Source organism: Bradyrhizobium sp. TM233 (assembly GCF_036247965.1).
Taxonomy (GTDB): domain Bacteria; phylum Pseudomonadota; class Alphaproteobacteria; order Rhizobiales; family Xanthobacteraceae; genus Bradyrhizobium; species Bradyrhizobium ottawaense.
The window spans coordinates 102,406-123,147 of the sequence record NZ_BTIG01000027.1 but is presented as its reverse complement, the minus strand read 5'-3'; the positions used below and the strand labels follow the sequence as shown (position 1 = coordinate 123,147).

At 64.4% G+C, this 20,742-nt stretch carries 21 protein-coding genes and 1 tRNA gene; 13 read left to right on the top strand and 9 right to left on the bottom strand.

What is annotated here, in order from left to right:
• Positions 1–446 precede the first annotated feature (446 nt).
• Positions 447–869: a response regulator gene (locus tag AABA86_RS31380; RefSeq protein ID WP_212252358.1), complete on the bottom strand. Its 423-nt coding sequence runs from the start codon at positions 867–869 to the stop codon at positions 447–449.
• Between the two features lie 470 nt (positions 870–1,339).
• Here AABA86_RS31380 and AABA86_RS31375 point away from each other — a divergent pair, with 470 nt between their 5' ends.
• The 4 genes from AABA86_RS31375 (at position 1,340) to AABA86_RS31360 (ending at position 3,896) form a co-directional block, all read left to right on the top strand.
• Positions 1,340–2,050 carry a Crp/Fnr family transcriptional regulator gene (locus tag AABA86_RS31375; RefSeq protein ID WP_338309535.1) on the top strand — a complete coding sequence of 237 codons (711 nt, stop codon included), beginning with the start codon at positions 1,340–1,342 and terminating at the stop codon, positions 2,048–2,050.
• Positions 2,051–2,238: 188 nt separating this feature from the next.
• Positions 2,239–2,937, top strand: a complete 699-nt coding sequence (locus AABA86_RS31370) for a Crp/Fnr family transcriptional regulator (protein ID WP_212252325.1) — start codon at positions 2,239–2,241, stop codon at positions 2,935–2,937.
• A 152-nt stretch (positions 2,938–3,089) separates the two neighbouring features.
• Positions 3,090–3,467: an Hpt domain-containing protein gene (locus AABA86_RS31365; protein ID WP_212252323.1), complete on the top strand. Its 378-nt coding sequence runs from the start codon at positions 3,090–3,092 to the stop codon at positions 3,465–3,467.
• A 180-nt stretch (positions 3,468–3,647) separates the two neighbouring features.
• Complete coding sequence (locus AABA86_RS31360; RefSeq protein ID WP_212252321.1) at positions 3,648–3,896, top strand: hypothetical protein; 249 nt, start codon at positions 3,648–3,650, stop codon at positions 3,894–3,896.
• A gap of 81 nt (positions 3,897–3,977) precedes the next feature.
• Here AABA86_RS31360 and AABA86_RS31355 read toward each other — a convergent pair whose 3' ends face one another.
• Positions 3,978–4,601, bottom strand: a complete 624-nt coding sequence (locus AABA86_RS31355) for a helix-turn-helix domain-containing protein (RefSeq protein WP_212252319.1) — start codon at positions 4,599–4,601, stop codon at positions 3,978–3,980.
• Positions 4,602–4,936: 335 nt separating this feature from the next.
• Here AABA86_RS31355 and AABA86_RS31350 point away from each other — a divergent pair, with 335 nt between their 5' ends.
• Positions 4,937–6,100 carry a hypothetical protein gene (locus AABA86_RS31350; RefSeq protein WP_212252317.1) on the top strand — a complete coding sequence of 388 codons (1,164 nt, stop codon included), beginning with the start codon at positions 4,937–4,939 and terminating at the stop codon, positions 6,098–6,100.
• Positions 6,101–6,907: 807 nt separating this feature from the next.
• A complete protein-coding gene (locus AABA86_RS31345) occupies positions 6,908–8,122 on the top strand; it encodes an EAL domain-containing response regulator (protein WP_338309534.1) in 1,215 nt (404 codons plus the stop codon).
• Between the two features lie 10 nt (positions 8,123–8,132).
• Here AABA86_RS31345 and AABA86_RS31340 read toward each other — a convergent pair whose 3' ends face one another.
• The gene (locus AABA86_RS31340) at positions 8,133–8,993 is read right to left on the bottom strand and encodes a DMT family transporter (protein ID WP_212252312.1); all 861 of its coding nucleotides are present in this window, start codon (positions 8,991–8,993) and stop codon (positions 8,133–8,135) included.
• A 165-nt stretch (positions 8,994–9,158) separates the two neighbouring features.
• On the opposite strand from AABA86_RS31340, the gene AABA86_RS31335 reads away from it, so the two are divergent.
• The 3 genes from AABA86_RS31335 (at position 9,159) to AABA86_RS31325 (ending at position 12,952) form a co-directional block, all read left to right on the top strand.
• Positions 9,159–10,523: an aminotransferase-like domain-containing protein gene (locus tag AABA86_RS31335; protein WP_338309533.1), complete on the top strand. Its 1,365-nt coding sequence runs from the start codon at positions 9,159–9,161 to the stop codon at positions 10,521–10,523.
• A gap of 129 nt (positions 10,524–10,652) precedes the next feature.
• Complete coding sequence (locus AABA86_RS31330; protein WP_338309532.1) at positions 10,653–11,315, top strand: hypothetical protein; 663 nt, start codon at positions 10,653–10,655, stop codon at positions 11,313–11,315.
• 35 nt (positions 11,316–11,350) lie between these two features.
• Positions 11,351–12,952 carry an SEC-C metal-binding domain-containing protein gene (locus AABA86_RS31325; RefSeq protein ID WP_338309531.1) on the top strand — a complete coding sequence of 534 codons (1,602 nt, stop codon included), beginning with the start codon at positions 11,351–11,353 and terminating at the stop codon, positions 12,950–12,952.
• Positions 12,953–13,011: 59 nt separating this feature from the next.
• On the opposite strand, the gene AABA86_RS31320 is transcribed toward AABA86_RS31325, so the two are convergent.
• From AABA86_RS31320 to AABA86_RS31300, 5 genes are all read right to left on the bottom strand, one after another.
• Positions 13,012–13,617 carry a GDYXXLXY domain-containing protein gene (locus tag AABA86_RS31320; RefSeq protein ID WP_338309530.1) on the bottom strand — a complete coding sequence of 202 codons (606 nt, stop codon included), beginning with the start codon at positions 13,615–13,617 and terminating at the stop codon, positions 13,012–13,014.
• Positions 13,614–14,885 carry a DUF2157 domain-containing protein gene (locus tag AABA86_RS31315; RefSeq protein WP_338309529.1) on the bottom strand — a complete coding sequence of 424 codons (1,272 nt, stop codon included), beginning with the start codon at positions 14,883–14,885 and terminating at the stop codon, positions 13,614–13,616. Before AABA86_RS31315 ends, AABA86_RS31320 begins: the two co-directional genes overlap by 4 nt.
• A gap of 195 nt (positions 14,886–15,080) precedes the next feature.
• Positions 15,081–15,473 (bottom strand): hypothetical protein, encoded by a 393-nt coding sequence (locus tag AABA86_RS31310; RefSeq protein WP_338309528.1) that lies wholly within the window; start codon positions 15,471–15,473, stop codon positions 15,081–15,083.
• Between the two features lie 50 nt (positions 15,474–15,523).
• Positions 15,524–15,613 (bottom strand) — tRNA-Ser (locus AABA86_RS31305).
• A gap of 416 nt (positions 15,614–16,029) precedes the next feature.
• The gene (locus AABA86_RS31300) at positions 16,030–17,166 is read right to left on the bottom strand and encodes an ROK family protein (RefSeq protein ID WP_338309527.1); all 1,137 of its coding nucleotides are present in this window, start codon (positions 17,164–17,166) and stop codon (positions 16,030–16,032) included.
• A 331-nt stretch (positions 17,167–17,497) separates the two neighbouring features.
• On the opposite strand from AABA86_RS31300, the gene rplU reads away from it, so the two are divergent.
• From rplU to AABA86_RS31285, 3 genes are all read left to right on the top strand, one after another.
• Complete coding sequence (gene rplU, locus AABA86_RS31295) at positions 17,498–17,884, top strand: 50S ribosomal protein L21 (protein ID WP_028139187.1); 387 nt, start codon at positions 17,498–17,500, stop codon at positions 17,882–17,884.
• A gap of 103 nt (positions 17,885–17,987) precedes the next feature.
• Complete coding sequence (rpmA, locus tag AABA86_RS31290) at positions 17,988–18,257, top strand: 50S ribosomal protein L27 (protein ID WP_008137923.1); 270 nt, start codon at positions 17,988–17,990, stop codon at positions 18,255–18,257.
• Between the two features lie 152 nt (positions 18,258–18,409).
• Entirely contained in the window at positions 18,410–19,003 is a 594-nt protein-coding gene (locus AABA86_RS31285; protein ID WP_212252291.1) for a GNAT family N-acetyltransferase, read from the top strand.
• 174 nt (positions 19,004–19,177) lie between these two features.
• Here the strand turns inward: AABA86_RS31285 and AABA86_RS31280 are convergent, their stop codons facing one another.
• Positions 19,178–20,092 carry a DMT family transporter gene (locus AABA86_RS31280; protein WP_212252289.1) on the bottom strand — a complete coding sequence of 305 codons (915 nt, stop codon included), beginning with the start codon at positions 20,090–20,092 and terminating at the stop codon, positions 19,178–19,180.
• A gap of 120 nt (positions 20,093–20,212) precedes the next feature.
• On the opposite strand from AABA86_RS31280, the gene AABA86_RS31275 reads away from it, so the two are divergent.
• Positions 20,213–20,695, top strand: a complete 483-nt coding sequence (locus AABA86_RS31275; RefSeq protein WP_338309526.1) for a MaoC family dehydratase — start codon at positions 20,213–20,215, stop codon at positions 20,693–20,695.
• Positions 20,696–20,742: the final 47 nt, after the last annotated feature.

Sequence of the window (20,742 nt, the reverse complement as noted above, 5' to 3'; positions counted from 1 at the left end):
CCGCAACAGATCATCCATGAGCTACGCCTTACTGACCTGAACCCAGACTTCGACGCCTGCGCCACCCTTTTGGCATGGACGGAAGTCCCTATTCTGGATCGTTAGACATCCCTTTTCACAGTCCCGTTAATTTCATCCTCCGTGCTAATACGGATATTGAAGAGAACTTTGCGGTTCGACCGCATGCGGCAGCGCTTTTCGGCAAAACGGCTCCGCGCCGCAACGGTGGGGACGCGTGAGATAAACGGGCCGATAACAGCGGGCGAAGCGCGCCGGAAAATCCTGCTCATGAAGGACGATAGGGGCGGCCTGCGGGACATCGAACCGCGCCGTCCGCAACCGGAGGCGCAGTCGCGCCCCTCAGTTCGCGTTAGCGGCGCGATCTGCGTGGTCCGCGGACGCGGTAAACGAACGGTTACCCCGCGGCCGTAGCGGCCCGCGCCGCGCTAACCCAATCGTGCGGCCGAGGCGATGTCGCCGTCGGGACGATGCTCCGCCAGGCAATCGTTGATGGCGGCGAGCAGCGCGTGCGGCGTGAACGGCTTGCGCAGACAGCGTGCGGCGCCGAGCTCGAGTGCCATCCGGAGGAAATCGGGTGCAGGCGAATTCAGATTCGCAAAGGCATAGCCGGACATTGCGATCAGCGGAATGACCGGCGCCCGCTCGTGGAAGATCCGGATCGATTCGAACCCGCGCATGTGCGGCATGAAGATATCGATGATCATCAGATCGAATTGCTGGTGTTCGAGCGCGCGCAGGCCGGCTTCACCTCCTTCGGCAATCGTTACCCGAAAATTGTTGCGCTGGAGATAGACCTCGATGGCCATGCAGACCATCGGGTCGTCGTCGACAACGAGAATATGGCGCAGACCTTCTGTCCCCGTTTGAGCTTCCCGTTTCGGCGATCCAATAACTGAACCGTGGGGCACGCCTTTCTCCTTTGTTTTCAGTCGAAGAACGGACGGTCGCGAATGTCATTGGCGGCGCAGGGAAGATGGGCGCGAAATCTGCGGCCACGCGACGCCAGGCTTCACGGCAATATTGGATGGCTGTAAATGCTGGTCCAACGGACGAGACTGCACGGGTCGGCCGGCGTCTGATCGCAGCGCGGATGCAATGCTTCCGGCTCATGAAAGCCCCCTTGCCGCTTGTTCCTGCGCAACCCCCGCAGGACCGACGCACAGGCTGAGCGAATCAGCGCGCCATTCTCATTTCCGCCGCAAATGCCCCAGCCTGTCTGCCCTCTAACGGGTATATGGACAGCGCCACAACCTTTACAATATGTTTTTGTCGCCGCGCAACTGGATGACGAACATCGAACAAGCCGGATTGACCTTCGATGATTGCGAGCGGATGCCCGTCCAACCAATTGCTGCAAATGCTCGACGCGGCAGATCTCGATCTGCTGCGTCCGCATCTGACGACAGTCGAAATGGTCAGGAAATCTGTCTTGGGCGAGGCGGGTGCCGCGCTGAGATATGTCTACTTCCCGCATGGCGGATCCGTTTCGATCACGGTGGGTCTGTCCGAAGGACAGATGATCGAGGTGGCGATGCTGGGCCGCGACAGTGTCGTCGGTGGCGGCGCTGCGCTTGCCGACGGCATCGCGCCGACAGACGCGGTCGTGCTGTTCCCAGGGGCTGCTTCCGTGCTTGAAATCGCAGCTTTCCGTACGGTCGCAGCCGCGAGCCCGCCGTTTCGCGAGCTGATGGTCCGTCATGAGCAGGCCTTGCTCGCGCATGCGCAGCAGTCGCTGCTCTGCAATACGCTGCACCCGGTCGAGGCGCGGCTCGCGCGTTGGCTCCTGCGTGCCCGCGACCTCTCGGACAGTGAAATCCTGCCGCTGACCCAGGAGGCGCTGGCGCAGATGCTGGGCGTACGGCGCAATGCCGTCTCGCTGGTCGCGCATGCGCTGCAGCGGGCCGGCATCATTCACTACAGCCGTGGCCAGATCGAGATCGTCGATCTGCGGGCGCTGGAGACCACGTCCTGCGGCTGCTATTCGGCGGTGAAGGCCCACCACCTCCGTCTGGTGGGAGCCGTGCCGTGACGACAGCGCGGCGCAATCAGCTGTATGCCGGCGTGCACGCAGCGTGGGAGGAGTGCTGCCGTGGTCGGACAACTTGTCCCAATTGCCAATATATCCCGACGTGAACATGATGGAACCTGTGCGCCCATGGCGTGATTTCGTCTATCGCGATTCGATGGCGCGGGAACGGGAGGCAGCTTTTGGAAACGATGGTGCGTTCAGCCAACGGCTTCCTGTCCGCACTGTCGGCAGACGACTATGAATCGATCCGCCCGCACCTGCGAACAGTCGACCTGCCCCATGACGCGGTGCTGGTCGAGACCGGCGAGGCGCTGATGCGCGCCTATTTTCCCCACCGCGGCGTCATCTCGCTGGTGGTGAAGCTCGCCAAGGGCGAGCATGTGCAAGTCGCCATGATCGGCCGCGACAGCCTGCTCGGAACGCTCTCGACCATGGGCGATGCGTGCGCGCTGAACACCGCCATCGTGCTGGTGCCGGGCGTCGCGTCGGTGATGGATCTCGACCGGCTGCGGATCGCCGCCGACCAGAGCAGCACCCTGCGCACGTTGCTGACGCGCCACGGGCTGGCCGTCTACGCCCAGGTCCAGCAGACCGCGGGCTGCAATGCCGCCCATCCCGTGGAGTCGCGGCTGTCGCGCTGCCTGTTGCACACCCATGACCTCTCGGGCGACTACCGGCTGCTGCTGACCCAGGAGGCCATGGCGCAGATGATCGGGGCGCGGCGCAACAGCGTGTCGCTGGTCGCCAACACCCTGCAACAGGCCAATTTCATTCATTACAGCCGCGGGCACATCCAGATCACCAACCTCGACGGCCTGCGCCAGACGGCGTGCGAATGCTACGCCACCGTAAAGGCCCAGTACGACCGGCTGCTCGGCGCGCGCTGACCGCCGCGCGCATGGTAAACTGCCGGCTAATGCCGGGCTGCAAACACCTTGTGTCCTGCTACCGGAACTGAAATTCGAATGCCGTAGACACGGGGGCAGCCCTCGCGCCGGGACGTGCCGCGCGACAGATGACCCGTGATCAAGGCAGGCCCATGTTTGAAGTCACGATCGCGCCCGCGCAGAAGGCGCTCGATGCCGAGCCCGCGCGCGAGCCGCGCGCTTACGAGGCGCTGGTGCGCGAGATCGGCGAGGACGGTGCCCGCGAAGTGCGGGATGTGTTCTGGAGCGAGACCTGTGCGCGCCTGCAATCGTTCCGCACGCTCTCGCTGGCGCAGCACCACGCCAAAATCGCGCGCGAGGCGCATTCGCTGAAGAGTGCGGCCGGGACGTTCGGCTATGTCAGGCTCGCGGCACTGGCGCTGCGACTGGAGAAGTCCGCAGAGAGGCTCGGCGATGGCGAATTCCGCGATCTCCTGGACCTGATGGACGCGGCCTATGCCGCCGCGCGCGCCCAGGAGCCGCAGGGCTGAAGCGCGAGGCCTTCAAAACCAATCAAAACCAATCGTCATCGCGCTTCGAATTGCCTTCAAGCATCTGCTTAAAGCGCGCGGTGCAGACTGCGCGAAACCCCGCCGTACTTCTACGGCTTGGGATTTTCACAGATGGCTAATCATAGGTGGCGATAGTCGCCGGAAACCAGGAGGGTTTCCATGTTCACCTACGAGACCGCGGACCAGAAGGAGGTTCGCCGCTTCCGTATCGCACAGTTCAACGGCCGCATGGCGACGGTGAAGGCTGGCGAGTCCACGGTGACCGGCTTCGTGCGTTCGGTGCTGGAGCATGAATCGAGCATGCCGCCCCGCTGGACCATCACGATCATCCCGAACGGGCCGAAGGAAGAGATCAAGCCGCTGCGCCCTGTCTCGCGCGCGCGTCCCTTCGCCGAAGATTATTTCTGAGCGCGATCGGGTTTCCAGACTTCCCGGGAGATCTCTCGGGGCCTTGTCCGCACCGCCTGCCGGCGATGCAACACATCAGCCTCAGTCGATCGAGTGCAGCAGCGCCGCGCGGACGAGATCCGCGGTGTTGCGCGCACCGAGCTTGCGCATCGCCTCGGCACGATGGCTCTCGAACGTGCGCGGACTGATCTGCATCCGAAGCGCGCCCTGCTTGTTCGAGTAACCTTCGCTGATCAGCCTCAGCACCTCGCGCTCGCGCTTGGTCAGCCGCTTCTGACCCGACAGGCTGAGCAGTTCGGCGCTCGGCACGCGCTGGGCTTGCTGGGCGCGGACGGCCTTCGATTCTGCGTCCTCGGCGCTGGACGGGATCGACAAGCCCCCCTTGTGAGGACCGGCAAGCTGCTTGACCAGGCCGCAAACGCGCTCGGTTTGTGCCAGCGCGTTCTCGACCACCCGCTGCAAATAGGCACGGTCGCCGGTCACGGGCGCGAGTTGGTCGCTGTGATGCTTGATCTCGCCCATGTAGAGCAGCAGGGCCGTCAGGGGGCCGTTGAGCTCGCGGGCGATGGCAGCGGCCATTTCGTCGGCGGCCTTGGCCCGGGCGGCGCTCAGGCGGACGAAATCGAGCTCGTCAGTGGGAGCAGCGCTGCTTTCGTACCATTCCGACGGCCGCGAATCGGTGGCCGTATCATTCTGTGACCCCATGTCACTCGTTTAGCGGAACCGGGGGCGGTCTGTGGTTAACTTTTTGCTCCGTAAGACTACGGTGATTTTGTCGGTTTTGCGTTAAAGTGGCGGCACAGGCACAATTTGTGCTTGCGTTCGTCGCCGCTCGCCCACGCAGGGGTTGCGTTTTTCGCCAAAATCTTGGGCAGACAGGCGAAATCATCCTTAACCGCTGCTTTGGCGACGCCGCCCCCCCGGGTTTTACGGATTAATTAACGGCGACTTGCTTCTCTGAGGGGAAGTAGAGAGCGCGCAAATGCCTCCACGCATTGGGCCCGCACGCCCGCGGGAAACGCTGCGAAAGATTGCGTGCCATGAACGACATCGATCGGCTGTCGGAATTCCTGCAGAGGCTGACGCCGCTGTCGCGCAGCTGTCTGCTCAGCGAACTCGAACGGCTCGAGCTGTGCGGTATCGACATGCCCGGCTCGTCCGACATCCAGTCGCGCTTGCGCGCCGAGTTTCGCAAGGACGGATCGACCCAGGCGCGCGCCACCAGCCCGTCTCGCTATTTCTTCGCGCCGCTCGAACTGCTCCTGATCGATGGCGCGCCCGAGCACGCCAATATGGGGCGGATCTCGCGCAACACCCTCACGCCGATCTGGGAGTGGATCTGCCGCGACCTGCTGCCGACCATGGCACGCGACTACATCAAGGCGATCAACGACCGGGTTGCCGCCAACAACCCGAAGGAAGTCCTGAAGGTCGCCTCGACCTTCCAGATCAAGGTCGTCAAGGTCCTCGAAAGCACCTTCGCCACCGCGGAGAGCACCGAATTCGCGCGCGGCAAGCTCGCGCAATACACGGCCTCACGCAGCGCCTTCGACGACGTCAGGAAGATGCAGCACGTGCTGCGCGCAGGCGAGGCGCTGCCGAAGTTCAACGAAAAGCTGCCTGAGAAGATCGCGAAATTCGACGACGGCCGGGTTGCCCAGATCACCGCGCAGCTCGATGCCTTCAAGAAGACTCATCCCGATGCGCTGCCCTTCGCGCTGACGCTGGTGGCGAGGCGCCTGACGACGCCCTGGCAATTGGCGCGTCTCGCCACCAAGGCCGCTGCGAGCAAGAGCGTCACTGATGTCGCCGCGACGCCCTATGCCTGCGTCATTCCCATGGTGCTCGACCGGCTCGACGACAAGCGCCTCGCGCTTCGGATCGCGCTCCGGCACAACCGGGTCCTGGTCGCCCGCGACCTGCTCGCCGAGATCTACGACACCGAATATGCGCTCAAGGTGCGCATCGACGGCATCGAGGGTTGCGAATGGGGAACCCGGCTCCAGCAATTGATGGACGCGATCGCAGCGCTGGTGTCCGCCGAGGTGAGCCGCTTCCCGTCCAATGTCGGCCACATTCTCGGCTCTCGCCGGCTGCGCAGCCACGACACGCTCGGCGGCAAGCTGACTTATCTGGCCTGGAAGGGCCGCGACGCGGTGCAGGACGGCGCGGCGGCGTTTCGCAAATTGATCGGGCAGACCTGATATCGCGCGAGGTGCCTAAAGCATGATCCGGAAAAGTGCGGAGCGGTTTTCCGAAAAGATCATGCTTGAACAATAACCCAAAGCGCGATGATCGCATCGCGCTTTAATGCGCGCGCGGCAGGCACAGGAAGCGGTCGAGAAATCGCCCTGACATCACGACCCTGAACCACCAATACATCATTCGCCGCATCGTCATTGTCGTAATCCTCGACAGCCCACCACCGGCTGTGGGGAGCAATAGCGCAGGTGCAGCAATGCGCGTGTGATGCACTTCACATTTGCAGCCGCGGGCCCGGACGCGGTGTCGCAGAACCGTCACGAGCGAAAGCGAAACTTGCGCGCATCGCGCGAGCGCGAATCCTTCGAACGTCGCCGCCGCTCGCTCCCGATGCACCGCAAAGCCAGCGGGGAGAGCGACCGCGCAACGCAGCCCGCCCACCGCGGACGACGCGGTCCTGTTCACCGTCTTCGTCGCGGACGAGCGGACGCACACCCCCAAGAAACACCGGAAATTAATCTGCGCCGGTCTCGTCGTTGCTTCGAAAGGGCACACATCCGCATCGCTCGCTTCCATCCGTCGGCGAGCAGGACGCAGCTCAGATCGCGCGAGAGACATTTCGCGTGCGCTGGCAGGCGTTGCGCGCGCGGTGCCCGGGTATGCGAATTCTTTGCGAAGAGTCTGTCGACAAATTAGCTCGAATTGCAGGGCTTAACGTTACTCAGATAATTCAAGAACGATGTGAAGCTCTCCTTATTTGAACCCACGCTCGGCGTTTAAGAAACCGTCACGGAACGGGAGTGGTGTTGATGAACGATGGGATGGTTGAACTCGTCGGACGAAGGCCTGTGACCTTCGGACGACGAAAGGTAACGCCGCGCGCCTGCGTGGCTGACAGCAAGCGGCATCTGCGCGCCTTCCTCAGCGAGGTGCTGGAGGATCTCGGCTTCGTCACCAGCGAATGCGCCAGCTCGGACGAGCTGCAAACCGTGCTCGCCACCGAACTGCCGGACCTGATCCTGCTCGGCGTCGCCGCCGACGGCATCGAGCCGGGAAGATTCCTCGAAATATTGGTACGCGAGGCATTTGCCGGCAAGGTTCTCGCCGTCGGCGCCCGCGAGTCGATCATCGTCAAGGCCGTGCGGCAGGTCGGCGAGGAATATGGCCTTGCCATGCTGCCGCCACTCACCACGCCCTTTGCGGCGGAAACGCTCCGCGAGCGCATCGCCATGCTGCTGCCGGAGGAGCCGGCGCCGAGCCCGGCCGTGCATGTCGGCGAGGCCCTGCACGCCGGCTGGCTCGAGCTCTGGTACCAGCCCAAGATCGACGCGCGCACGCTGATCCGCAGCGGCGCCGAGGCGCTGGTGCGGATGCGCCATCCGACCTGGGGCGTGGTACCACCGGCCTATTTCATCCCGGAGCCGCACGATCCGCATTTCCGCGACCTGTCGGAATTCGTGATCGATCGCGCCATGCAGGATTGGCACTATCTTCTGGAGCAACAAAGCCCGGTCGATCTGTCGATCAATCTTCCCGCGTCCTATCTGAAGGAGCCGCAGGCGGTGCGCGATCTCTGCCGCCGCGTGCCGACGCATCCCGCCTTCGGCGGACTGACGGTCGAGATCGACAGCGAGGAGGCGATCCGCGACCTCGATTCCCTGACCGAGGTCGCGCGCGAGATCGGCCTGCACAATATCGGCCTGTCGATCGACAATCTCGGCGCCAACTGGCCCTCGCTGATGGGGCTGGACAAAATTCCCTTCGTCAAGCTGAAGGCCGACCGGCAATTCGTCACCGGCAGCGGCAGCGACCGGCTGAAGCGCACGGTGTGCCGTCACATCGTCGAACTGGCGCAGGGCTTCGGCGCGCGCGCGGTGGCGCAAGGCGTCGAGAGCCGTGCCGACCTCGTCGCGGCGAACGAGCTCGGCTTCGACCTCGTGCAGGGCTTCCTGTTCGGCAAGCCGATGCCGCTGAAGAAGTTTGCGCGGAGCGCGCTGACGCGGACGGTGATCGGGCAGCAGTGAGGCTGGGGCCTCAGGCAAACCGGCGCGCGAAGAAGACGCAGGCGACCACGAGGATCGTCGCGACGATCATGCTCCAGGCGACGGGCTCGTGCAGCAGCAGGCCGGCGAGCGCGAGGCCGAAGAACGGCTGGAGCTGCTGCAACTGGCCGACACGCGCAATGCCGCCGATCGCAAGGCCGCGGTACCAGAAGATGAAGCCGACGAACATGCTGAACACGGAGACATAAGCGAGCCCGATCCAGGCGGGCACGCTGACGCCGCTCCAGCTCGCCGGCCAGGTCAGAATCGCGAGCGGCACCATCAGCGGCAGCGCCAGCAGCAGCGCCCAGGAGATCACCTGCCAGCCGCCGAGCCGGCGCGACAGTGCGGCCCCTTCGGCATAGCCGAGCCCGCACAACACGATCGCGGCCACCATCAACAGGTCGCCGGTGAGCGCCGCCGCGCCGCCGTTGGACAGAGCGAAGCCCGCCACCGTGGCGCTGCCGAGGACCGCGAACAGCCAGAACAAGGGCTGCGGCCGCTCGCCGCCGCGCAGCACGGCGAAGACCGCGGTGGAGAGCGGCAACAAGCCGATGAAGACGATCGAATGCGCCGAGGTGATGTGCTGGAGCGCGAGCGCGGTCAGCAGCGGGAAGCCGACCACGACGCCGATGGCGACGATGGTGAGGGAGGCGAAATCCGCTCGTTGCGGCCGCGTCTGCCGCAGCACGCCCAGCACGGCCACACCGATCAGCGCCGCGATGACCGCGCGCGCCGAGGTCAGGAACAGCGCGGAGAAGCCGCCCACCGCGACGCGCGTCGCCGGCAAGGAACCGCTGAAGATGATGACGCCGAGCAGGCCGTTGCCCCAGCCGCTCCCCGCAGATTGCATGTCCGTTCCGCCTTTCCCGCGCCGCGATACTCGGCTGTCGGCGGTGGCACGGCCAGTAACAATCCAGTACAATCCAGCAAATCTGTATGGGTATGGAAGGCAATACACACCTTGGACATTGGAGCGCCATCCAAGGGTCGCGGCGGCACGCGGACCCTCGACGTGATGAGCGCGATCCGCGCCAAGGTTGCCGGCCGCGCGCTCGGTGCCGGCGACCGCCTGCCGTCGATCCGCAGCCTGGCCACCACGATGGGTGTGTCGCCGTCGACCGTCGTCGAAGCCTATGATCGCCTGGCCGCCGAAGGCCTGATCCGTGCCCGCCGCGGCTCGGGCTTCTATGTCTCGCCGACGATCATGCCGCCGCTTGCGCTGGCCGAAGCCGAGCCGCGGCGCGACCGGGAAGTCGATCCGTTCTGGGTCTCCAGGCAATCGCTCGATGCCGACGCCGCCGTGCCAAAGCCCGGCTGCGGCTGGCTGCCGGCGAGCTGGATGCCGGAGGCGAGCTTGCGCCGGGCCGTCCGTGCACTGGCGCGGGCCGATGCGGATCTGTTGACCGACTATGGCAGCACGCGCGGCGGAGCTTCGCTGCGCCGGCTGCTGCTCGCGCGCCTTGCCGAGGATGCGATTCCCGCGTCCGTCGATCAGCTCATGCTGACGGGCTCGGGCACGCAGGCAACCGACCTCGTCTGCCGCTTCCTGCTCCGGCCCGGCGACACCGTGCTGGTCGACGATCCCTGCTACTTCAATTTCCGCGCGCTGCTGCGGGCGCATCAGGCCAGGATCGTCAGCGTGCCCTATACGCCGACGGGCCCCGACCTCGCGCGCTTCGAGCAGATCCTCGGCAGCGAGCGGCCGCGGCTCTACATCACCAATTCGGCCCTGCACAATCCGACCGGCGCGACGATGTCGCTTGCGACCGCGCACCGGCTTCTGACTGTGGCCGCCGCGCACGACCTCACCATCATCGAGGACGACATCTTTGGCGATTTCGAGCCGGAGCGCTCGCCGCGCCTTGCCGCGCTCGACGGACTCACCCGCGTGATCCGCATCGGCAGCTTCTCCAAGACGCTGTCGGCCTCGGTACGCTCAGGCTACATCGCCGCGCGCGCCGACTGGATCGAGCATCTCGTCGACCTCCAGGTCGCAACCAGCTTTGGCGGCCCGAGCCCGGTCGCGACGGACATCATCGCGAAGGTGCTGGCCGGCGGCGGCTATCGCAAGCACATGGACGAGCTCCGGCAGAAGCTGACGCGGTCGCGCCGCGACGTCGCGCGAAAGCTTCAGGCGCTGGGCGTGGAACCCTGGCTGATGCCACGCGGCGGGTTCTTTCTCTGGTGCCGCCTCCCAGGCGGACAGGACGCCACCCAGATCGCGCGCACGGCGCTCGAGGACAACGTCGTGCTGGCGCCGGGCAACGTGTTCAGCGTGTCGCAGACCGCCTCGTACCTCATGCGTTTCAACGTCGCGCAGATGCACGATCCCCGGACGTGGGACGTGCTGCGGCGGGCATTGAAGGCGGCACCGAAATAATTGGTATAGCCGCTCCCGGTAAGGCTACAGAAAGAGGTTGCCGTACGGTGCCGCTGGATTAAGCTGCGGAGCTGTACATATTTTATCGCCTATCGATTCCGATCCCATCATTCCAGCTGAACGACATTCATGCGCTACTTCATGCTCGCTGCAATTGCCGCTCTCGGAATATGCAATTGTCCGGCCGAGGCCGAGACCCTGCAGAAGAAGTTCGGTCCCAGTTGGAATTGCAGTTACATCTCGGTCGAATTGCAGGGTCTGTATAACAAATGCATGGAGTGCGAAAAGCACGGGCAGCACATCGCTCAAGACGGCTGGGATTCCGGAGTATGCATTGACAAGGCTTCGTTGAGAGAAAATCTCACGACCCGGCCGGACTACGAAAGTCCCCAGGAGCAGAGGATGCGGCTGAACGGCGCGGCCGCCGTCGCTCGCGAGCTGCAGGAGCTTCAGCGCTGGCGCAATCAGCGCACGCCGCTGGACTCGGACGTTTCAGGTGACGGCGGCGGGCGAGTGGCCCCCAGCGCCCGAAGACCAAATTCCTCCCCAAGCGGAAATTCCTTCCCAACCAGAGAGTCGGGCGTCAGCGGCGCCGGCGAGCGAGCTGGATCAGGCTCGAATTCACCTGAAATCGGCTCAAAGCCATCCGGGTCGAACGCCGGCAGTCCAGCTCATTCGCCATCCGCGGCACCTGTCGGCGGCGTGCACATCGGAGCGGCTCCGACGGGGAAGGAAAGCGACCTGGGCGAGCTCAGGCGCAAGATTCTCAATTTGAAGAAGCCGGATACTTAACCTCGAAATTTCTCGAAGCGGGGAAATAGACCTCCATGATGCACAGAGTGCTCGTCAATCGGCGCGGCTTCCTGGCGTCGGGCGTAAGCGCGCTCGTCGCGCAACAGCCCCTGGCTGCGGCGGCGGCTGACAGCGCCTGCAAGGCTCCCCCCGCGACGTCGATCACGGACATGCGGGCGGACGTCGCGGTTTCGCTGCGCGAAGCCTTGAAGCGGGCGAAGTCGGGCGGACCAAAGCGGCTTACCGGGTTGACCCGCATCGACGCTGTCTGCCGGGACGACGACAACGACATCCTGCTTTGCGGAGTTGCCGAGAGGGGCCAACCCGATCTCTACCTCGACGATCTCATCGTCGCGATCAGGTCAGCCGACAAGAAGTACGGAAAGATCGAGCCGGGAATCTCTCTGGACCCGGACAGAAGCCAAACCCCCGGTCTCGACCAGATTGCCGGGCGCGACGCGGCCGCGAAGCAACAATACCTGCGGATGTGCTCGCAACAGCCGCAAATGGTTCGCGTGGACGCCCTGCCCAGGCATTCCCGCGTGACGAAGGTGCTCGTCGAAGCCGATTATCGCATGAAGCAGGTTTCGCAGGGCACGCTTCAATTGCCGGTTGATCCGCCCTTGCCCGGGACGTTCACGCGCCGGCTCAACCAGTCGCGGCAGATGCTTCGGGCTGGCACGTCCACGGGCGATTGGAGCAGCCGTCGCCGGTTCTGGTTTGAACCCGGCAAGTTCGAATATGCACACGATTATGAAACAGCGTTTCTGCAGTCGGCCCAAGTGATCCTCAGCGACGCGGATGCCGACGCAGATGCAGGTGCCAAGAGCGGGAACGAAGATCCCATCGCAAGGGAGTTCGCCTGTGATTGGACCGCTCGCATGGAGGAGACAATTCGTGCCGAGCCGATCTGGCGCGACATGTACAATATCTACCGGCATTTCGCGATTGCACATATCCTGAAGGAGCGGAACCTCTACGCGTATGATCTCACGCGACTGATCGACGCGCATGAGATCGATCACGTTGCATTGCCGGATTCGCTTCCAGGCTTGGGGCGCTGGGAAACCCTCGAAGAAGCGAAGGGCAACCGTCGTCTGACGCTGGTCTCGTCGGTCTGCGGTGGGGTTTCGCTCGGGCTCGCATCGCGTTTGACGGCGAACAGAGTCAGTTCTGAAAGCAAGTCGCCGTCGCAAATGGCACTGCTGTCGCGGGCGATCGTTCTTTCGAGACCGGAAAAATCATCGGTGAGCTGGACGGTTCCGCCGACGGCGCTACAAGCCGCTGCAAAGTGGTATGTGGAACGGGAAGAGCAGCGCTTACAAGCGGCGAGGGAGTCCGAGGAGAAGGAGCGCAAGGAAGCGAACGACACCAAGATGGGAATGGCGCTGCTGGGCGGGTTCGTGGTGACCGGAATACTGGCCGGGTGGCTGATGAATCGCCGCAGGGCGCCGGCCGCGGAATTGGCGGCCGCAGGATCGAACGGCTCGTCAACGCCACTCTCGGAGATTCCCGAAGAAGCAATGACGCCGGCGGCGTTTGCAGGCTTGCGACGCAACGATCTTTGCCCGTGCAATTCAGGAAAGCGCTTCAAACATTGTCACGGCGCACACGAGGCGATGTCGGATCCCGAATGAGCGCACGAAGCCGGGATCGCGGACGAAACGCCCGTGCAGGCACAGGCGACGACGTCCGGCTAATATAGCGGCTCCTCGTATACCGGCTCGCCGTCGAGCAGTAGCCGCTTGATGGCGGCGCGGCCTGAGGGCAGCACGGCGGCAACGATCCGCAGCTTCTGCTGGTTGCGGGCCTGCTCGAGCTTGCCGCCCTCGCCTTCGGGCACGAAATAGCTTTCGAGACCGTATTTGATCGTCAGCCTGTCGCAGAAGGTGCGGATGTTGGATCCGCAGGAATGGCTGACGCGGCCGCGGATCAGCACCTCGGGCGCCGTGACCGGCACCGGCTCGGCATGCGCCGAAACGGCGGCGTAGACGCCATCGGCATTGGGCGCAAGCTTGACGAACACGACGGGATTGCGCGCCTCGGCCGGCTTGCCGGCGAGCGCACCGGCCGGCAGCTGCGAGATGTCGTAGCGCAGCACGACATAGTCGCCGCGCAGGAGATCGCGCGGATCGACCGGCTGCGTCTGCAAGGTCACCTCGCGGCCCTCGCGCAAAATCTGCATGCGGTCGGCGACCATCAGCACCAGCAGAACGCATTGCAGCAGGACGGCGACACCGAACAGCACGGCCCTCGGGATGCGCTGCCAGAATTCGGAAACGGACGTGACCAGCCTGTTCATCGCGCGGCCCTCGGCAGCGCGCGATTGAGCGCCGTTGCAAAGACGACAGCGACGATGCCGGCCGCAGCAAGGAATGCCGAGCGGCGCAGCAACGAGCCCTTCACCGCCCAGGTGATGCCGGCGATCACACCGGCGATCCCGAGCCAGCCGGCGACGATGCGCGGGCGCACGTCATCGAGCACGCCTGACACGACGAGGCACAGCATGGCGCAAAGCAGCGCGGCATAAGCGAACCAGGGCTCGCCGGCCGTGGAGACCGGCCAGATCGGCGCGGCCAGCAACACCAGCCCGATCGCGCAGGCTGCGAGGATTTCACCTGCGCGCTTCGTCAGCGTGGCGGAGACGAGGGCGAGGATCACGCCTGCGGCCCCGCACAGGATCGCCCACAGCGGCTGGCCGGACGCGGTGCCGGTCCGGAAGCGAATGAAGTCGTCGACCGTCGTCACCTCCAGGACAGCGACAGCGGCCAGCGAGAACGCGCCGTAGATCGACAGGACGGTCCCGAGCCGGAGCGCCCTCGGCGAGGGCCAGGCTGCGAGCGCGAGCCCGGCGCCGAACAGCAGGGCGGCGCCGTTGGCGAGCACGAAGGACGGCTGGGCGCCGTCGAACTCGAAGCGGAGCGACGTCGCGATCCACCACGGCAGCACCGCGAGCGCGACGAGATGCGCGGCGGCGCGCGAATTCCAGGCGAAGGCAAGGCTTGCTGCGATCAGCCAGACCGCCACGAACGGAAGATGCAGGACGTCGGGCGCGTCGTAGATCCGCATGCAGGTCCAAATGCCGGCGGCGACGAGGCCGACCGCGAGCGCACCGCGCGAGCCGGTCAGCAGCGCCGCGGCGAGCGCGCCGATCGACCACAGCAGCATGCCGCCGGCAAAGTCGTCGCCGAGATGATACATCTGGCCGACCAGCGCGATGCCCGCACCGAAGATGATGGCGCCAACGCTGGCGCAGAGATCGGCGAGAACATTGCGGCCCGTCGTAGCGAACCAGGCCCCGAGGCTGCCTGTGACGACCATGCCGGCGAGCAGGATCGCGAACCGCACCAGCCGCGCGATCTCGGTCCAGTGCGCCGCCACGAAGGCAAGGAACGCGGCCGCGATCAACAGACCGCCGACGATGCCGACGACCACGGCGATGTTGATGCCCGCAGGCAGCGGCGGCAGCGCATGGCGGATGGAAGCGGCCGCCGCCGGCGCGATCACGCCATCGGCTTCCCATTGCGCAAGATCAGCTTCGAGGCGATCCCGGTAGGTCTTTTCGAACATTGGGGTGGGTTACCTCGGTGCCGGCGGAGGGTGGGGCATTGCTAGGTCGGATCGTGGGGGTGGTGGGTTCAAGCTGGCGCTGCTTTGGTGGGGGCACCGGGTTGTCGGTTGCTGCGTAGCAGGTCAACCAGTGAGGCTGCGTTCGCAGATCGCATGCGTGACCGCCAGAATGCCGCCCTGAAGTGTGCGCAATGTTCAGCCGGGATCCAACTCGCCTGTCCAGCGATCTCGTCCCTTCCAGAAGGAACACCTTGGGCAAGGCTCGCCCATCGGATAATCAACGCCTTCTTCGTGCGGACATCCAATGATTCCGTCCACCATCGCCACCGAGTGCACTGAGCTTTGACGCAGATGCGCAGCGATCTCCGAGAGAATTGTCCGATCGGTTCGCACGTCGCCGGCTTCCGAAAACCAGCGACGCAGATCGGGCTCAGCTCCTTCATACCGGATCACCGACACCGCAACCTTCGAGGCCCGCTGATTGTCGGGACCGTAGAAGGCAAGCGTACCGACCGGATAGCCACGCATCCCTTGCTTGGCCTTTTTGCGCAGCCATTTCTCGGGCTGCGGTCCGATTTTCATCGCCATCACTGGATACTTTACCGCTCGCGCTCACAGATTGATGGAGGTCGGGTCAATGGCGGAGAGGGAGGGATTCGAACCCCCGATAGGCTTGCACCTATGCCGCATTTCGAGTGCGGTGCATTCAACCACTCTGCCACCTCTCCTGAAGGCGCCATGGTAGGAGCAGGGCCCCTGTGGTTGGGGGCGTTAATAGGCGAGGATGGCGGGCCAGACAAGGCGCGCGGGGCGAAAATCAGACCGGTTTTCGGAACTGGCGAGGCCCTGTGACGGCGAAGATGCCGTTCGCGGCGGATTTCAGGGGCCGTTTGAAGGATTTGCGAGAGATGCCGCTCCACCGAAGGTGGCGCGCGCAAGGACTGAAGGGGGCTGGAGCGGTCCGAATCACCGATCGAAAAACGGGGTGGGACCGCCAGACGCGGTAAACACTGACGGTCCCGTGCCGCTCATTGAAATACTGGCTGGGAAGGGCGGCTTCGCCGGCCAGTGAGGCGACAATTCGACCCTAGCGTGCGGCCTCGGCGCCGCAACGCAATCCGGTCCTTAACCTAACCAGTCAAGGTTACTCCTTGTCGTTTTTCGTGCTGTCCTTGTTGTTTTCCTTGGCCTTTTTCTTGCCGTTCTCCGTAGTGTCCCGGTCCTTGCGGCGGTTGGTGAAGCGCGCATTGCCAAGACCCGTGCCGATGGTGAGCACGCCCCAGCGCTCGACGTCCTGCATGAACGGCACCTCGGAGAGGCCCTGAACCACGCCGTCATTGTGCATCAGGATCGCGGTGTCGTGCTCGCCGATCTCGGGGATGCCCTCGATCAGGCTCGCCGGCAGGTTGAACTTGCTGCTCTCCCAATTGCCCGGCAGGTTCTGCGCACCCTTCTCGATCGAGCCGTCGTCCTTGATCACGCCGGGACAGGCGATGCCGATGAAAGGCGCGAGCTTGAAGCCTTCGTTCTCGGCCTCCGTGATCAGCCCCTTCAGCATCTTGGTGAGCCGCTTGACCGCGCCTTCGCGCGTCGGCTCGTCGTCGGCGTGACGCCACAGCTCGGATTTCACGACCTTGGCCTTCGACAGGTCTTTTGCCTTTTTCCAAGCGGTTTCGACGAGGCCACAGCGGATATTGGTGCCGCCGATGTCGACGGCCAAAATGCTGTCATGGGCCTCGAAGATCCAGGACGGCGCCAGATGCAGCGCGCCGATCAGGCCGGCTTCATCCGGGTGATGGCGGATCGGCATCATGTCGATCTTGAAGTCCTCGGATTTCAGGATGATCTCGGCCCGCGCGATCGCGAGCTCACCGAGCCGGGAGTCGCGAAAACCGCCGCCGACCACGATGCGCTCGGTCTTGGCCCAGGCCTTGGTCTTGAGGAAACGCCGGGTGACATAAGCGAGCTCCTGGGCGAAGTCCTCGATCGCGCTGTGCACCACCGCGGAGGCCTCGACGTCGTCGCCGACCAGGATCGCATCCAGCGTCTTCTTGCTGATGTTCTCGGACGGCTCCTTGCCGAACGGGTCCTCGCCGCTCTTGCGCAGCGGCTTGCGCCAGCGGTCGAGGATGTCGCGGAACGCGCCCTTGCTGGCGCGGTCGCCGAGAAAGCCGTCCTCGTCCTTCATCTCGATGTTGAAGCTGTCGATCTCCACCGACGGCAGCCGCTCCGCGCCGTGATGGGCGATGCCCGTCGTCTTGACCAGTTCGTCTGTTGCCATGAGAGCCCTTGCCCGCTTACCTGTTCCGGCGGACTAACTGCGAGGGAACCGGTTTGTTGCAATGCCGGTCGGGATTCGGCCGAAGGCCGCAGGCCGGGCCAAATCCTTCAAATCCGGGCGCTTTTCGCCCGCTTTTCCTTGACTCTTCGCGGCCGGCGGCTATAAGTCCCACAATCGGCGCGGGGCGTTTCTCGCGCCGCTTGTTTTTGCGTGGGTTTTCAAAGGGATAACTCCCGCCCGCACAAAACTCGCATAACCCATAGCGACTGACAAAAAGCCGGCCCCGACGATATCCGTCGCGAGGCCGGGATTGAACACGGAGAAAAAAACGATGTTCGCAGTCATCAAAACCGGCGGCAAGCAATACCGCGTCGTGCCGGATGATGTTCTCGAAGTAGGCAAGATCGAAGGCGAAGTCGGCTCGATCATTCAGCTGAATGAAGTTCTGGTGGTCGGCGGCGACACGCCGGTGCTGGGTATTCCGACGGTCGCAGGCGCGTCCGTTGCGGTCGAGGTGCTCGACCACAAGCGCGGCCCCAAGGTCATCGCGTTCAAGAAGCGCCGCCGCAAGAATTCGCGCCGCAAGCGCGGCTATCGCGACGAGATCACGGTGCTCCGCATCTCCGAGATCCTGACGGATGGCGCCAAGCCCACCAAGGGCCCGCGTCCGAAGCGGGAGAAGGTGGCGAAGGAGCCGGCAGCGGAAGCCGCCGAGTAACGCGAAATCGATCACGCCAATTCACGAATTGATGCGTGAGAAATTTTGAAATGATTCCGTCAAGGAATTGATCTAGAAATACGCAGGATTTCGGAGACGAGCCATGGCTCACAAAAAAGCAGGCGGTTCATCGCGCAACGGTCGCGATTCCAAGGGTAAGCGCCTCGGCATCAAGGCGTTCGGCGGGGAAGTTGTGATTCCCGGCAACATCATTGCGCGTCAGCGCGGCACCACCTGGCACCCGGGCCTTAATGTCGGCATGGGCACGGACCACACTCTGTTCGCCAAGATCGAGGGTCGCGTCACGTTCCAGGCCAAAGCCAACGGCCGCACCTTCGTATCGGTGCTCCCGCTCGCAGAGGCGGCTGAATAGACGGTGGATCAAATTGGAGTCCGCCGGTCCTACCAAACCGGCGGAGTCCAGAGATCACAAGAGATCGAAGGCTCCAGGGGGAGGCGGGAAACCGGCCTCCCCTTTTCTTTTGACTTGCTCACTTTGACTTAGTGACTTTCACGGAGCCGGACATGTTGCAGGATTTCTCGAGCGCGACCTTGGCTGAGGCGAGACCTGGTGTCGTCGCCACCGAACGGCTGACCTTGCGGCGGCCGACCCTCGCCGATGTCAGGACCATCGCCCGGCTCGCCAACGACCGCCGCGTCGCCGAAAACACCCGCCGCCTCCCGCATCCCTATTCGCAGGACGACGCCGTCGCGTTCGTTCGCGCCACCGCCGCGCTCGGCAGCGAGACCGTGTTCCTGATCGAGCACGATACCGGGCCGGTCGGCATGGTCGGCATCGACTGCTCCACGCCCGGCAATGCCGAGCTCGGCTATTGGCTCGGCGTCGAGCACTGGGGCAAGGGCTTTGCCACCGAGGCCGCGCGCGGCGCGATCGACTTCTTCTTCGAGGAGTTCGAGGACGAGCATCTCTATGCCGGCGCGCGCGTCACCAATCCGGCCTCGCGCAAGGTGCTGGAGAAGTGCGGCTTCCAGTGGAGCGGCGTGCAGCTGCACCGCTTCCTCGCGCTGGGCTCCTCGACGCCGGTCGACTGCTTCCGCCTGTCGCGCGGCGTGTGGTCCTCGCTGAAGAGCTGGAGCAGCGCGCGAAGGATGAGGTAGGCGGGCGAGCCCGCGCCTCGTTTTCCGCTGTCGTCCCCGCGAAGGCGGGGACCCATAACCACAGGGAACAGTGCGAGGCGAAGCGTCCACTCCGAGCCTTCGCAAAACACTTCCCTGTGGGTATGGGTCCCGGGCTCGCGCTACGCGCGCCCCGGGACGACAGCGTGGCCTTGGCTACGCCGGCGGATTGATCTCTTCACTTGCGCGCCCCAAATCGCGCTCGCGCAGATAAATATAGAATCCCGCCCCGATGATGATCGCGGCGCCGATGAGCGTGGCCATCGACGGCACGTCGCCGAACACGACGAAGCCGAAGATCACGGCCCAGACGATCATGGAATATTGATAGGGCACCACGACGCTGGCCGGCGCCAGCTTGAGCGAGCGGTTGACGCAGAACAGCGCGGTGACCGAGACGCATCCCGCCAGCGCGAATATCACGAGGCTGCCCGGCGTCGGCGGCACCCAGTGGAAGGCCGACAGCACCGCGCCCAGCGAGAACGTGCCGACGAATTGCGAGGATGCCATCACGATATCCGGCGTCTTGCGCAGGCTGCGGGTGATCAGCATCAGGGTCGCAAACGACAGGCTGCCGCCGAGCGCGATCAGCGCCGGCAGGCTGACGGTCTGCGCCGACGGCCGCAGCGCGATCAAGACGCCGCAAAAGCCGATCAGGATCGCGGTCCAGCGCCGCCAGCCGACCTTCTCGCCCAGGAAGATCGCCGACATCGCGGTGACGAAGATGGGACCGGCGAGATAATAGGTGATGACGTCGGCGAGCGGCAGATAGACGGTCGCGAGGAAGAAGGCGGCGACCTCGAGCGTCGAGAGCACGACGCGAAACAGCTGGAGCCACGGCCGCTCGAGGCTGACGAAGTCGTGACGCTGCCGCCAGATCAGCGGCGCGAGCAGCAGCAGCGCCGCGCAGGCGCGCAGGAACAAGAGCTGCCCCACCGAATAAGTCCCGACCAGGAACTTGCCCATGGCGTCGCCGAACGAGAACATGAAGATCGACAGCACCATCAGTCCGATGCCGGCGAGGCGCGCGGAGCGATCGTCATAGGCGGAGAGGTTCTTGAACAGGGGCATCGAGCGCCGTTGTAATGGCATGAGCCACAGGGACAAGCCCGCCACGCTGAATTGAACGGATTGTCGCACTCTTCGCATGGCGGTAGCGATAGAGACCGCACCGAGAAAAAGAGCACCGACATGACCGACTTCGATCCGGCCCGGCATCGCATGATCCCCACGCAACGCTGGTTTGAGGATTTCGTCGTCGGCGAACGCTTCGTGCTGCCGAGCCGCACGCAGACGACGGCCGTGTTCGCCGCGTTCCAGACCGCGAGCGGCGACACCCATCCGGTGCATTACGACGTGGAATATTGCCGCAGCCGCGGCATGCCGCACCTGCTCGCCCACGGCTTCCAGACGCTGATCCACACTGCGCCCGGCGCCGGCCTGTTTCCGTTCATGGTGGAGGACTCCCTGGTCGGCTTCCTGGAGCAATCGAGCCGGTTCCTCAAACCCGTGTTTGCCGATGACACCATCTATCCTGCGCTCGAGGTCACCGAGCTGGCGCCGGGCCGCACCACCGGCGCGGTGACGCTTCGCAGCACCGTGTTCAACCAGCGCAAGGAGCTGGTGCTGGAGGGGATGCAGAAATTCCTGATCCGGCGCCGGCCGACTGGTTAAGCAAGGGGCGAAATCGCGAGAAATTCGGCCGATTTGCGGGTCTATCC